The sequence below is a fragment of the Bacillus sp. X1(2014) genome, assembly GCF_007678255.1.
The window spans coordinates 113,271-127,463 of sequence record NZ_VEED01000008.1; the positions used below are offsets into that span (position 1 = coordinate 113,271).

A 14,193-nucleotide genomic window follows, 5' to 3' on the forward strand; every position below is an offset into this window, starting at 1 on the left:
CTAAAGATATACGATGAATGGGTCAAGATGTTTCATTTTTTCTGAAAAAATCTTTATCTTCTTTTAGAAGGTCGCGAATCTCTGCTAATAATTCTACTGTTGGGTCCGCTTTTACAACAACTTCAGCTGGTTCTTCCTTCTTTTTAAAGCGGTTGATAAACTTCACAAATAAAAAGATTGAAAAAGAAATAATTAAAAAATCGACCACTGTTTGAATAAATTTACCATACGCTAACTTTCCATAGGCAAGATCAGAAAAATCAACTACTCCAATGATTAACCCAACTAATGGCATAATAATATCCGCGACAAGAGAAGAGACAATTTTTCCAAACGCCCCACCGATAATAACACCAACAGCTAAATCAATAACATTGCCTTTCATGGCAAACTGTTTAAATTCACTCCACATAAGAACGTCCTCCAAGCTATATTCTGAATGTACATTGTATCCTTTAATTCAATAAAATAGCAAACTTATTTTCACATAGAAAAAGAGCAGGAGACCCTGCTCTTTTGTGCTTGAATCATTTAAAAAGCCCAATTCCCGCCTCTAAACACAGGTTCTGTTTTGCCATCAACGGTGATTCCATCGATGTCCATTTCAGTGGAACCAATCATGAAGTCGACGTGGGTGATACTTTCGTTCAGACCGTTCTCTTTCAATTCTTCAGAAGACATTTTCTTTCCGCCTTCAATACAGAAAGCATAGGCACTTCCAATTGCTAAATGGTTTGAGGCATTCTCATCAAATAATGTATTAAAGAATAGGACATTTGATAGGGAAATTGGTGAATTATATGGTACAAGTGCAACCTCACCAAGATAATGGGAGCCTTCATCCGTATCAACAAGACGTTTAAGAATTTCTTCGCCTTCTTCTGCTTTCACGCCAACAATTTTTCCATTTTCAAAGGTAATTGAAAAGCGGTCAATAATATTTCCACCATAGCTTAATGGTTTTGTACTGGCAACTGTACCATTCACACCTGTTCGATAGGGTACAGTGAATACTTCTTCAGTCGGCATGTTTGCCATAAATTCAAAGCCATTCTCATTCACACTGCCTGCGCCTACCCAGATATGTTTTTCAGGAAGTTCAATTGTTAGGTCTGTACCAGGCGCTGTGTAATGAAGCTTTTGGTATCGTTTTTCATTTAAATAATGAACTTTTTCATGGAGGGTTTCATCATGCTTCTTCCAAGCTTCTACTGGATTTTCAACGTCTGCACGTACGGCTTTAAAAATCGCATCCCAAAGCTTATTGACTTGGTTTTCAGCAGGCTCATCAGGGAATACCTTTGCAGCCCATGCAGGTGACGCAGCGGCGATAACCGTCCAACTCACCTTATCTGATTGAACGGCCTTCCGATAATTGGCCAATGCTGTTCCGGCAGCTTTATTAAAGTTAGAAATCCGTTCTGGATTCACACCTTTTAATAAATCTGGGCTAGTAGAAATAACTGACATAAAGGCTGCACCCTTGGCTGCTAGGTCTTCCATTTCTTTGGCACGCCAAAAAGGATACTCAAGGAAAGCCTCATCTGGAGCTAAGTCATATTTTGTTCTCGTCACAGTATCGTCGTTCCAGTTGACGATGACATTTTGAGCACCAGTTTCGTAGGCTTTTTTAACAATCAGACGAACAAAATTCGCCGCATCTAAAGTAGCATTAACGACTAGGGTTTGACCTTTCTGAACATTTACACCAACCTTAACAGCTAGTTCAGCATATTTTTCAAGGGTTGTTTGAAATTCATTCATATGTATGCCTCCTTTTTCTGAATCTTCCTATATTGTAGCGTTATTAATTAGAAAAAGAAACTATTACCAATTAAGTTTGAGAACGCCTAAAAATGAAAAACAGTAAAGATTTTCATCTTTACTGCATCTTGCTGCCGTATACTTTTATATTAAAATAAACACCTGCGGAAAATAGTACTAAGAATGTAATAATACCTGATAATGATGTTGGAGCCATGAACTCGGATAATTCCATTGTTTCCACCGCCCTTATATTGATTATCTTTATAAGTAATTATAATACAAATTGGGCAAATGTGAACAATTTAGTACAAATATTAAGAGATTATTGACCAGTATTTATATATGTGATTTAATATTTTGTTTTTCAAATGAATGGAACATGACCCAGTACATCCCAGCACTGAACAAGGCTAGAAAAACTAACACGAAAAACGTCCAGCTATAACCAAGCAATACCGTCATTGGAATTGCAAGCGGTGCAATGGTTCGGCTTATGGTAAACCGAAGGCTTGCGGCAGCGAAGTATTGACCTCGCATATGATCTGGAGCAAGTCGTGATACAAAGCTTTGCTGGAGCCCAGCCCCCATTAATTCAGCAAAAGTGAAAACCGCCATTGCGATCATTAAACCCCAAATCCACGTGGTTTGACTAAAAAGAATCATTGAAAGGGCGTACACAACTGACGAGAGAACAAATACATTTCTTTCATAATAAGTACTCATCCACTTTGTGACAATTACTGTCAGCAGAGCGACAAGGAAGCCATTTTCTGCGAGCACCAAACCAAATGCTTGCTCACCATTAACCGAAAACGACCAATTCCCAATTGAAAATAGACTCTGATCTTGAAAGACATCCTTTATATAAACTGGAATCAACAAATCCAATTGCATAAATGTTTGCCCCGCTAATACTCCCGCAAGGATAAATAGCAGGAAGGTTTTATCTTTAACAATGAGTGAATAATCCTTCAGTTGATTTTTTAAAAAGTAATACCATTTCCCGTCAGACGAAAAAGCACTTTGATTAACCGGGACTGTTTCACGAGTCCATTTGGCTAAAATAAGTCCCAAGGAAATGCAGACTAACCCAGCGACAAGTAAAAGTTGAAACCGGTAATGAACATAAAAAATCGCACCTAGAATCGGGCCAATTACAACCGCAATATTGATGGATGTGTAAAAAATAGCAAATACATTGCTTCTGTCTTTCTCATCGACAACATCCGCTACCATCGCTTGGCTAGCCGGCCAATAAAAGGAACCGAATACACCGGCAATTGCAAAGGCGACAAAGCCCATCCACGGGGATTCATACCAGGGTGAACTAGCGAAGCCAAATGCGATAAATGAAAGTCCTTGACCAATTGCCGACAGAACCATCATCCGTTTCCGACCGAACCGGTCAGCACAGTATCCGCCCATAAGGTTAGCAAGTACTGAAAAAATCTGTGAAAAAACTAATAATAATCCTGCTTTACTTTTACCGAACTCTTCTGCGAAGTAAATCGTTAAGAAAGGAAAAAACATCCAAAACGTGATGTTCATCATCGCTTCGCTGAATAAGCGAACCTTTAAATTAGGATCCCAATCCCTAATTCTCATACATGACCTCGTTTCTAAAATTTTGACCAAGCATAATACTGGCCAAATTGAAAAACTTGCAACATAAATGGTAAGCACAACCTAAGTGCTTACCATTTATGTTTATTCCTGATTGTTTAAGGCTTGTTTTAGTAAATCACCTAAGCTGGTTCCAAAATCCTCTTTTTGGGTATATTTCTGGACGAGCTTTTGTGCTTCTTTTTTATTGACGGCTTTTTTCTTGTCTTCTGCTTTTTCAACGACATTACAGCGGCGGCATTGGAAGTACGCGCCGGCTTTTCCATTATGAATCTCCATTTTTTTATGGCATTGCGGACAACGGCGGTTGGAAAGCTTTGGATCCTTACGTTTTCGGAAGGAACACTCTGGACTAGAGCAAACGAGAATCTTGCCTTCCTTTGTATTCCGCTCCTTGAGGAATTCGTTACATTCAGGACATCTTGAACCGGTTAAATTGTGGGCACGATAGGATTTTTCACTTTTTTTAATTTCAGAAACCAACTGCTCCGTTTGGCGGCGAATCTTTTGTAAAAAGGTTTTCGGGTCCGCCTTTCCTTTGGAGATTTTCTCAAGTTCTTGTTCCCATTTAGCCGTTAGTTCCGGTGATTTTAATTCATCATTAACAAGATCAATAAGCTGCTTGCCTTTTTTTGTTGAGTGGAAGCGTCCATTCTGTCGTTCTACGACTTCCGTTTCCACAAGTCTTTCAATAATTTCTGCTCTTGTTGCTGGCGTCCCGAGGCCGAATTTCTCCATTTGAGCCAGAACATCAGCTTCGGAATAGCGCTGCGGCGGATCCGTCCATTTTTGATTTAGTGAGCAATTTTTTACCGAAAAGGACTGACCTTGAGCTAATTTTTGCAGTCCAGTAGCCAATTGTTCCGATCCTTCTCTTCCTAACACTTTTTTAAAGCCCAATTCAATTACATTTGTTTCTTTGGCGGTAAAGGTTTCGCCTTCAACTTTAAATGTTGCCTGTATGGTTTCAAATTCATAAGCTGGTAAAAACAGTGCTAAGAAACGTCGAGCAATGATGTCATAAAGTTTTTTTTCATCTGAATCAAGTTCACTAAGATTAAGCCTTTGTTCCGTTGGGATAATCGCGTGATGGTCTGTTACCTTTTCATTGTTAAAGACGCGTTTGGCGAGCACAGTCCCCTTGTTTGCAAGCAGGGGACGAACTTCTTCCTTATACCCGGAAGCCATGCCATGCAAGCGGTCTGTCATAGTGTTCATCATATCGGTGGTTAAATAACGTGAATCAGTTCTTGGATAAGTGACCAATTTGTATTGCTCATAAAGGCGTTGTAAAACAGATGATGTCTTTTTTGCCGAGAAACCAAACCGCTTGTTAGCATCTCGCTGTAGTTCGGTTAAATCATATGGCAGTGGCTGTGGCTCTGATTTTTTCTTGCGGTCTATTTTATCGAGCGCCGCCTTTTTCCCATTTACTTTTGATTGTATGGTTTCAGCCTTTGCCTTATCGAAGATGCGCTTTTCATTGTCCCGATCCCAATCTGTTGAAAGTGGGCCAATATCGGCTCGAATCGTCCAATATTCCTTTGGAACAAAGGATTGGATTTGCTGTTCTCGTTCCAATACAAGGGCAAGAGTAGGGGTCTGAACCCGACCAGCCGAGAGTGGGTCTTTATATTTCGTTGTTAGTGCTCTTGTTACATTCAATCCAATTAACCAATCAGCTTCCGCACGGCAAACGGCCGAATGGTAAAGGTCCTCAAATTGTTTACCAGGCTTTAATTGCTTGAATCCGTCTTTAATGGCCTTATCTGTTTGCGAAGAAATCCATAACCTTTTTAAGGGCTTGTTCCATCGAATCTTTTCAAGAATCCAGCGAGCAACTAGTTCACCTTCACGACCAGCATCAGTTGCGATGATACATTCGTTAATGTCTTTCCGTTTTGCTAAAGATTCAATCGCACGGAATTGATGGTTGGTTTGCTTCATGACCAACAAGCCCATTTTTTGTGGAATAATCGGTAAATCCTCTAAATTCCAAGTTTTATATTTCGTATCATAATGCTCTGGCATTTTTAATTCGATTAAGTGGCCGAGTGCCCATGTGACAATGTATTGATTTCCTTCCATATAGCTTTTATGTTTTTGATTGCAGCCAAGAACGCGGGCAAGTTCCCGGGCTACACTTGGCTTTTCTGCAAGTACAAGAGATTTCATATTTACTCCTTTCAGGGTACATCCATTTTAACCTTTATATAGTATAACGGAATCTCAAGATATTTTGTAACCTGAGCCTTTTTCCTTTCATTTATTATCTTGCTAAAGTATTATCGTCCTAAAATTCTGAAAATTAAATTGACAAAAAAGCTTATCATCCCATACAATATTATCACTAAGATAGATAAAGAATGGAATGATACCCATGAGGCGTCTGATAATATTCAATCAATTCATCATAAAAGAGGCTGGACTCCAAATCAAGTAGATTCGGAATCCAGCCTCTTTCTTTATTATACTACAGTGGTAGAGGAGAGAGACGATATGGTAACACTGACAGGTGGAAGTTTAACATTAGAGCAGATGAAAGATATTTTATATCGAAAGCAAAAGGTCATGGCCTCAAGTGAGAGCATGGAAGTAGTCAAGAAGAGTCGTGAAGCAGTTGAAAGAATTGTTTCAGAATCAAAAATAGTATATGGAATTACGACGGGATTTGGAAAGTTCAGCGACGTCCTTATTGATAAAAACCATGTTCAAGACCTCCAGCTTAATTTAATCCGCTCTCATGCATGCGGGGTTGGTGAACCTTTTCCGGAAATAGTTTCCAAAGCAATGGTACTTCTACGAGCTAACGCACTCCTCAAGGGTTTTTCAGGAGTCAGACCTGTTGTGATTGAAAAGTTATTAGAGTTAGTGAATCAGGATATCATTCCTGTGATCCCGCAGCAAGGTTCTTTGGGGGCAAGTGGTGATTTAGCCCCGCTTTCTCATCTTGCATTGGTTTTAATTGGCGAAGGAGAGGTATTTTACAAAGGTAAGCAAATAGAGGCTTTTGATGCACTCCAACAAGAAGGGATTTTACCATTAACGTTGGAGGCAAAAGAGGGTCTAGCCCTTATTAATGGGACACAAGCTATGACAGCTATGGGTGTGATCGGCTATTTGGAGGCAGAGCAACTGGCACATGAAAGTGAGCTAATTGCAGCTATGACAATGGAAGGGTTAAATGGAATTATCGATGCATTTGCGGAAGAAGTTCATGTTGCTAGAGGGTATAAACAGCAAATTGATACGGCAGCAAGAATCCGTGGTTATTTAGGTGATAGTTTATTAACTACAGAGCAGGGCGAATTACGGGTGCAAGATGCTTATTCTCTCCGCTGTATACCACAGGTTCATGGTGCATCGTGGCAGGCCCTGGATTATGTGAAAGAAAAATTAGAAATCGAAATGAACGCAGCAACGGATAATCCGTTAATCTTTGATAATGGTGAAAAGGTGATCTCAGGGGGGAATTTCCATGGACAGCCGATTGCTTTTGCCATGGATTTTATGAAAATTGCTGTGGCTGAACTGGCGAATATTTCAGAAAGACGGATTGAAAGGTTGGTTAATCCGCAGTTGAATGATTTACCAGCATTTCTAAGTCCCGAGCCTGGCTTACAATCAGGGGCGATGATCATGCAATATGCGGCAGCAGCACTGGTATCAGAGAATAAAACACTTGCCCATCCAGCCAGTGTCGATTCCATACCATCATCTGCTAATCAAGAGGACCATGTTAGTATGGGCACGATTGCGTCAAGGCATGCTTATCAAATTATCCAAAATGCACGAAGAGTTGTGGCGATTGAACTGATCTGTGCCATGCAGGCCGTGGAGATTCGCGGGATTGAAAAGATGGCGACAATTACTAGGTTGTTCTACGACAAGGCTCGCGAACAGGTAGCATCCATTAAACAAGATAGGGTCTTTTCAAAAGATATTGAAAAAGTTGCTTATTGGCTTAAGTCAATCGAATTTTCTCCATTTATTAGAAATATAAGGATCGAAAAGGGACATTTCTAAAAATGATTTCTTAATAGGAAAAAGGCGTGAGATGCTCACGCCTTTTATTCTGTCTGATCATTTAATAAGCGAGCAGTATCTCCACGATACTCATCTTCATTTTCCACACGATTTTTAAAAGCTTCTCGTACAACTAGGAATTCTTCGTCACCAACTGCTTCTTTCGCATGTTTTTCAACTAAAGTATCTTGTGGAAAGTTTCCTGGATGACCCTTCTTTTTATGTTCAAAATGTTCTCCACGTGCCAATTGTAACACTCCTTTCGTCTACGCAAGTATCATTCCCGAAACGGAGTGAAATAATTACTTTTTAATTAACTGATCCAAAAGAAAAAGCTGAATGACAGATGAATCCAATAAAAAAGATTCATTCTTCACCAGCTTTTTCTTTTGTAGAATCTGGTTTGCATATGCGGTCCAAAAAATACCCGGCAAACACAATAAATGCAATCGGAATGGAGAAGTTTAACACATGAATAAGGGTCATTGCACAACATCACCAACCATATTTGGAAAATTAATAATATTAAGAAAATAATTATATTGTTTACATTATATGCTAATTGTCATAATTTAGACAAATATTTAGTGTATATGTTGGGAAAATCTTTTGGTTATGGTTAACGAAGTGAATAAATTGCAGGGCATTTCTTCCAAAAATTCTCTCTTTTGACAGATGGTATTTTTGAATTGATAGTCCAAAATAGGATGTTTTTGTAGAAATATGGGATAATTTGTTAGAATAAGTTGTGTGAAAATTTAATCAATACGACAAATTACAACACCCTACTAAAATAGCACTAGATATAATATCAGTGTAGATTAAGTAAATCGACCTATCAAAACTAAAACGAAATGCTAATTCAGTGACTTAAGTTTTATTAATGTCAGAAAAAGGCAAACCTGCTGAAAAGCAGGGACGCAAAGCCGAGGGTCTAAGGCGGGTTTTTTGCTATGATGGCCGGGCTACCTGGAATACATTATGTATTTTAGGGGTGAGTAAAATGGTTATTACAAAAAGTGAAGTTGAAGTAATCGATCAGGAATGGATGGCACTCATATTAGAGGCAAAGGACTTAGGGTTATCCATAGAAGCAGTTCGTGATTTCTTGGTCAACGAAAGATGAACAGATTCATCATATTCGTACATAAAATAAAAGCATTTTACAAAAGTAACTTTTTTGTAAAATGCTTTTATTTTTAATAAGATTATTTATCTATTTTTCGTTTTGATTAATTCGCCACTTGTTAAATTCGAGGAAATCCCGAAATTGTTCCTTAGAAACGCCAGAATTCATTGCGTCCTTGACTAAATTCATCCAATCAATATCTAATTCCTCTTTATTGATTTCTTCATGTATCAAGTGATCTACAGGAATATTTAAAACAACAGCGATTTTTTCTAGGAACTTTATAGAAGGATTCTCTTGTTTATTATTCTCAAGGTTACTTAAATAAGATTTAGCCACACCTGCTTGAGCAGCAAGTTCGGATAGCGACATTTTTCTATCTAAGCGAAATTTTTTTACGCGATCACCAATCATTAGTCTCACACCCAATTATTATTCACTTTACGTTAATTCTATCAAAAAGAATAGAAAAGCACCATATTAAGAACAAAGAAATAAGGAGAAAATATGAACTTTAAGAAAAAAATTAGTTAAAGTATTTTTGAAAAAATGCCAGGATAGAGTTAATATTAAAAGTGTTGCCTAATACGGCATGTTGTATAATTTTTTAGAGGTATGTTTTTAGTCGAATAACGATTTTGATTTGCATACATAAAAATAAATAAAAAAGGAAGGGGACCCTATAATAATGATTGTCCTTAAATCACAACGTGAAATAGAAGCAATGAAAAGAGCAGGGGAAATTCTTGCTGCTTGTCATAAAGAAATAGCTAAATTGATTAAACCAGGTATTACCACTTGGGAAATTGATGTCTTTGTGGAAGAATTTCTAAAGAAAAAAGGTGCGACACCAGAACAAAAAGGTTATAAAGGCTATGAATATGCGACATGTGCGAGTATAAATGACGAAATCTGCCATGGCTTTCCAAGGAAAGAACCTTTAAATGAAGGGGATATTGTGACGGTAGACATGGTTGTTAATTACAACGGTGCGCTAGCGGATTCAGCTTGGTCATATGCAGTTGGGGATGTATCAGAGGAAACTGAGCGCTTATTAAAAGTCACAAAGGAAGCACTGTATAAAGGGATTGAACAAGCGGTTGTCGGTAATCGAATCGGAGACATAGGACACGCAATTCAAAAATATGTTGAAAGCGAAGGGTTTTCGGTTGTGCGTGACTTTATTGGCCACGGAATTGGCGCAGTAATTCATGAGAAACCGGATGTTCCTCATTATGGGCTGCCAGGTAAAGGTGCAAGAATCAAGGAGGGTATGGTCTTTACAATCGAACCCATGGTTAACGTAGGACGATACCAAACAAAAATGGATCTCAATGGCTGGACGGCAAGAACTATTGATGGAAAGTTTTCAGCGCAATACGAACATACCCTTGCCATTACCAAAGAGGGAACCGTCATCTTAACTGAACAAGATTAATCACCAAAAAACCCGTTATGTGCATAACGGGTTTTCATTTTATTTCTTGGCTGTGTTAAACTTGCCTGTTGATTTCCGTTCCAGGCACTTCGCTTTCCGCGGGCGTGCCGGGGAGCCTCCTCGTCGCTTTGCTCCTGCGGGGTCTCCCCTGCCCCGTACTCCCGCAAGAGTCTTCGTGCCTGGAACGAAGGTCAACAGAGTGCCAAAATCAACATTAACCTTTAACACATCCTATTTCTTTCGAAGGCTTCCAAGCTCTTCAACTAATGCTTGCATTTCATTTGGACTAAACGAATTCTTTCGTTGGACCATATCATAAATCTCTTTCAGTTCCTCGTACATTTCTTCATCAAAGTGTGAAGGTTTAATTGCCCCAAGGTTCAAGACCTTTAATTTTTCCTTTATTTGTTCAATCATATATTCGACATTTTCAATCGACTTTTCAGATAAATTCATTTCGGTCATCCTTTCCGAATTATTAAGTTCATCTTTTCATGTAAGAAATTATATGTCAATAAAAAAATCATTAAAAGAGAATCTGGACTTGCATGGACTCCGTCTATCAAGGAAAATAAAAATATGCAGGTTTTGGTATTTTTTACATGGGGTACTATTGATAATAACAAGGATTAAAGGAGACGTTAACATGACACAGAAAAATCAATTTTGGCGCGGAATGATACTTGGAGCCATTGCTGGCGGGGCCATTAGCCTTTTAGATAAACAAACACGTGAAGTGATGAAAGCAAATGTACAAAAAACCACATCGAAGGTAACCTATGTTTTTAGGAATCCAGGTGAAATTGCAGAGAAAGTAAAGGAAACAGCTGAAAAGGTAAAGACAACCGTAAAGCAGGTGAACGAAGATATCTCCTTTATCACAGATAAGGTGGAAGAATTACGCGAATTAACACCACAGGTAACTGACATGATAAAAGAAACGAAGGATACCTTCTCAAAGAGTGATGAATCCCTGCTTTTAGAAGAAGTGTTAGGAGAAGACAAAAGAACGAATTAGAAGGAGGATGGACATGGAAAAGATGGGGAATGTCCGCTCGTCTCTACTACGATTACTTTGGCATCGGGTCGATGAAGATGATCTGCCAGGCTTAAGTGCGCAGTTGGCGTATTATTTTCTATTGTCACTATTTCCGCTTCTGATTGTTCTCTTTACACTCCTTCCCTATTTTCCGATTCCACATCAGGATATGCTGGGAGTAGTGAGAGATTTTGCACCAGTCGAGGCAATGGATTTAATTGAAAAAAATGTCCATAATATCATGAACCATCGGAATGGCGGGTTGCTTTCGTTCGGGATTATTGGCACGATTTGGTCAGCATCGAACGGAATTAATGCGATCGTCAAGGCATTTAATAAGGCATACAATGTCAAGGAAAGCCGTTCATTTATTGTTTCTAGAGGGATGGCTATATTATTAACATTTGGGATGATCTTTGTATTAATTCTTGCTATTGTTCTCCCAGTGTTCGGCAGAGAAATAGGTATTTTTTTATTTTCTCAATTGGGCTACACGACAGAATTTATTAAGCTTTGGAATACATTAAGCTGGCTCGTTAGTGCGATTATTTTGTTCCTTATTTTTACAGGATTGTATTGGATTGCACCAAATGTAAAATTAAAATGCCGCAGTGCCTTTCCGGGTGCCGCTTTTGCGACAATTGGCTGGATTGTTTCCTCGATTGGATTAACGTTTTATGTTGGAAACATAAGTAATTATTCTCTTACGTATGGGAGTATCGGGGCAATCATTGTCTTAATGATTTGGTTATACATATCGGCATTTATTATTATTTTAGGTGGAGAAATAAATGCCTTTTATAGTGAAAAAAACCGTAAGAATTGCTAATAGTTACCTTCATGAAACTTGCCAATCTGTCCAAACTAAGATGGCAGGCTACTTTTTTTAAGGAGGTTCTTAATATGACAAAGAAAACTAAAAAAGATGGCGGTACCAAGCAAAAAGGCAAAGGAAGCAAAGGAAACAAAACTTCCGGCTCAGCAAACGGTTCAAACGGATATCACTAATGGTCTTTCCCTCAAATAAAATAATAAAACCGGATGAATGTTCATCCGGTTTTTTAATCCAGCTCCAGCGCCCAGCGGCTAGTTGTTACGGGCGCTGGAGCTTTTTATATTATTTAAGCAATCGCAGGCTGTTTAGAATAACTAAGATTGTACTGCCTTCATGACCAATGACCCCAAATGGCAAATCAAGGATCTGAAAGAAGTTTGACGAAATCAAGATCATGATAACAGTTATCGAGAAAATAACATTCTGTTTAATGATTTTATTCATTCGCTTCGAAAGATCAATGGCCTCAGCAATGCGAGGTAAATCATTTTTCATTAAGACAATATCCGCAGTTTCAAGTGCAACATCCGTTCCACCACCCATGGCAATACCAACATTGGCGATAGCAAGTGCAGGTGCATCATTGATTCCGTCACCTACCATTGCCACGGTTTCATATTTTGTTTTTAACTTCTTTAGTTTTTCGACTTTTACCTCAGGTAAGCATTCTGCGAAAAATTCATCCACATGGCTTTCCGAGGCAATTGCGCGTGCCGTTTTTTCACTATCACCAGTCAGCATAACTGTACGGATCCCTTGCTTTTTCAGGTGATCAATCGCAAGTTTAGTCTCCTCACGGACAACGTCCTTCATCGCGATTACCGCAGATAACTCGCCATCAATTTCAATAAATACAAGCGTATTGCCCTGAGTAGCGAGTTCTTTAATCTTTCCACCAGCAAACTCTTCTATTGGTTCTTGGTCTATAAATGCAGCTTTACCAATCTTCCAATTCTCCCCGTTAATGGTGGCTTTTACTCCCCATCCTGGTATATCTTCCAGACTGTCCGGATGGAGGAGTTCTTTGTTAAAGTTTGATTTTACATATTTCACAATTGCCGTGGCAAGTGGATGGTTAGAATGGCTTTCAATCGATGCTGCCTTCCAAATCAGGGTATCCCTATCAAGACCATCCTTTACAATCACTTCCGTTACTTCTGGGTTGCCTTTTGTCAATGTCCCGGTTTTATCAAATGCAATGGCACCCAAATGGCTTAAATTCTCAAGGTGCACCCCGCCTTTTACCAGGATTCCACGTTTTGCTCCATTGGAGATGGCCGATAATGTAGCAGGCATGATGGAAGCAACAAGGGCACAAGGAGAAGCCACCACCAATAAAATCATCGCCCGATAAAAAGCTTCTTGCCAACTCCAGCCTAAGATAAAGTGCGGAAGAAAAAACATCAATAAAACAACAGAGAGAACTACTTTAACATAAGTTCCTTCAAAACGTTCAATGAATTGTTGTGAAGGAGATTTCTCGCTTTGAGCTGATTGTACAAGCTGAATGATCTTTTGAAAAAGAGTGTCATGGCTCGCTTTTGTTACTTGGACAGTAATTGAGCCTGTCATGTTAACAGTCCCTGCAAAAACATCTTCTCTATCGCCTTTAGATACAGGCATAGATTCGCCAGTAATTGCTGCCTCGTCAATATTGGTTTGTCCTTTAATAATCATCCCGTCAGAAGGAATGCGCTCACCGGGCTTTATTAGAATCAAATCCCCGACATGAAGCACTGAAACAGGAACTCTCTTTTCACTGCCATCTGTTATGAGCAAAGCCTCTTCTGGCTGCAGTTTCATTAAAGAGGAGATTTCTTTATGACTTTTATTCATTGTATAGGTTTCAAGTGCCCCGCTTACAGCAAAAATAAAGATTAGCATGGCACCTTCTGTCCAGTATCCAATAATGGCCGACCCGATAGCAGCAAAAATCATTAACATTTCCACGTTCAGTTCCTTATTTTCATAGGTAGCCTCAATGCCTTCTTTTGCCTTGGCAAAACCACCAATTACAAATGCTAGCAGGTAAGCAATAATGGAATCTGATCCATTTCCATACTTATCAAATAACCAGCCAGCTGCAATTAAACCACCGCTTAGTCCTGCTGCAATTAGTTCTGCATGTGGTTTGATTTTTTCGAATAGCCCTAATTTGTTCATACTCTTTGTTAGCGCCTTTGCTTCGGAACTCACTAATTTTTCCCCCCTCCGATTGCTAATTGATAAGAATAATCAAAGTCAATACCCTTAAAAAATACGAAAGCTGTCATCAAAAGGATGACAGCACAGTCTTTATAAGGTTTCTATTTATGTTTATCTTACCACATATTTTA

The 14,193-nt window shown here is 38.9% G+C and carries 14 protein-coding genes and 1 riboswitch; of the genes, 5 read left to right on the forward strand and 9 right to left on the reverse strand.

Annotated elements, in window-relative coordinates:
• Positions 1-22 precede the first annotated feature (22 nt).
• The 4 genes from mscL to FS608_RS16275 all read right to left on the reverse strand — a co-directional run bounded on the left by mscL (position 23) and on the right by FS608_RS16275 (position 5,565).
• Positions 23-412, reverse strand: coding sequence for a large-conductance mechanosensitive channel protein MscL (gene mscL / locus FS608_RS16260; protein WP_144552835.1), 390 nt, complete (start codon positions 410-412; stop codon positions 23-25).
• Between the two features lie 119 nt (positions 413-531).
• Positions 532-1,764, reverse strand: a complete 1,233-nt coding sequence (locus tag FS608_RS16265; RefSeq protein ID WP_144552837.1) for an aminopeptidase — start codon at positions 1,762-1,764, stop codon at positions 532-534.
• A gap of 339 nt (positions 1,765-2,103) precedes the next feature.
• A complete protein-coding gene (locus tag FS608_RS16270) occupies positions 2,104-3,372 on the reverse strand; it encodes an MDR family MFS transporter (protein WP_144552839.1) in 1,269 nt (422 codons plus the stop codon).
• Positions 3,373-3,474: 102 nt separating this feature from the next.
• On the reverse strand, positions 3,475-5,565 hold the full coding sequence (locus FS608_RS16275) for a DNA topoisomerase III (protein ID WP_144552841.1): 2,091 nt from the start codon (positions 5,563-5,565) through the stop codon (positions 3,475-3,477).
• A gap of 324 nt (positions 5,566-5,889) precedes the next feature.
• Here FS608_RS16275 and hutH point away from each other — a divergent pair, with 324 nt between their 5' ends.
• The gene (gene hutH, locus FS608_RS16280; protein WP_144553084.1) at positions 5,890-7,416 is read left to right on the forward strand and encodes a histidine ammonia-lyase; all 1,527 of its coding nucleotides are present in this window, start codon (positions 5,890-5,892) and stop codon (positions 7,414-7,416) included.
• Positions 7,417-7,460: 44 nt separating this feature from the next.
• On the opposite strand, the gene FS608_RS16285 is transcribed toward hutH, so the two are convergent.
• Entirely contained in the window at positions 7,461-7,664 is a 204-nt protein-coding gene (locus FS608_RS16285; protein ID WP_144552843.1) for a hypothetical protein, read from the reverse strand.
• Between the two features lie 637 nt (positions 7,665-8,301).
• Positions 8,302-8,389, forward strand: a riboswitch (cyclic di-GMP riboswitch).
• Between the two features lie 30 nt (positions 8,390-8,419).
• On the opposite strand from FS608_RS16285, the gene FS608_RS16290 reads away from it, so the two are divergent.
• Positions 8,420-8,542 (forward strand): anti-repressor SinI family protein, encoded by a 123-nt coding sequence (locus FS608_RS16290; protein ID WP_144552845.1) that lies wholly within the window; start codon positions 8,420-8,422, stop codon positions 8,540-8,542.
• Between the two features lie 90 nt (positions 8,543-8,632).
• Here the strand turns inward: FS608_RS16290 and FS608_RS16295 are convergent, their stop codons facing one another.
• Positions 8,633-8,959: a helix-turn-helix domain-containing protein gene (locus tag FS608_RS16295; RefSeq protein ID WP_144552847.1), complete on the reverse strand. Its 327-nt coding sequence runs from the start codon at positions 8,957-8,959 to the stop codon at positions 8,633-8,635.
• 274 nt (positions 8,960-9,233) lie between these two features.
• On the opposite strand from FS608_RS16295, the gene map reads away from it, so the two are divergent.
• Complete coding sequence (gene map / locus FS608_RS16300; protein WP_144552849.1) at positions 9,234-9,983, forward strand: type I methionyl aminopeptidase; 750 nt, start codon at positions 9,234-9,236, stop codon at positions 9,981-9,983.
• Between the two features lie 39 nt (positions 9,984-10,022).
• Here the strand turns inward: map and FS608_RS30360 are convergent, their stop codons facing one another.
• Together FS608_RS30360 and FS608_RS16305 are read right to left on the reverse strand one after the other, a co-directional pair.
• Positions 10,023-10,178 (reverse strand): hypothetical protein, encoded by a 156-nt coding sequence (locus FS608_RS30360; protein WP_222127367.1) that lies wholly within the window; start codon positions 10,176-10,178, stop codon positions 10,023-10,025.
• A 36-nt stretch (positions 10,179-10,214) separates the two neighbouring features.
• Entirely contained in the window at positions 10,215-10,439 is a 225-nt protein-coding gene (locus FS608_RS16305) for a DUF1128 domain-containing protein (RefSeq protein ID WP_026564441.1), read from the reverse strand.
• Between the two features lie 190 nt (positions 10,440-10,629).
• Between FS608_RS16305 and FS608_RS16310 the strand changes: the two genes are divergently transcribed.
• Positions 10,630-11,001 carry a YtxH domain-containing protein gene (locus FS608_RS16310; RefSeq protein WP_144552851.1) on the forward strand — a complete coding sequence of 124 codons (372 nt, stop codon included), beginning with the start codon at positions 10,630-10,632 and terminating at the stop codon, positions 10,999-11,001.
• A 22-nt stretch (positions 11,002-11,023) separates the two neighbouring features.
• On the forward strand, positions 11,024-11,851 hold the full coding sequence (locus tag FS608_RS16315; protein ID WP_144553086.1) for a YihY/virulence factor BrkB family protein: 828 nt from the start codon (positions 11,024-11,026) through the stop codon (positions 11,849-11,851).
• Between the two features lie 288 nt (positions 11,852-12,139).
• On the opposite strand, the gene FS608_RS16320 is transcribed toward FS608_RS16315, so the two are convergent.
• Complete coding sequence (locus tag FS608_RS16320; RefSeq protein ID WP_144552853.1) at positions 12,140-14,053, reverse strand: heavy metal translocating P-type ATPase; 1,914 nt, start codon at positions 14,051-14,053, stop codon at positions 12,140-12,142.
• Positions 14,054-14,193: the final 140 nt, after the last annotated feature.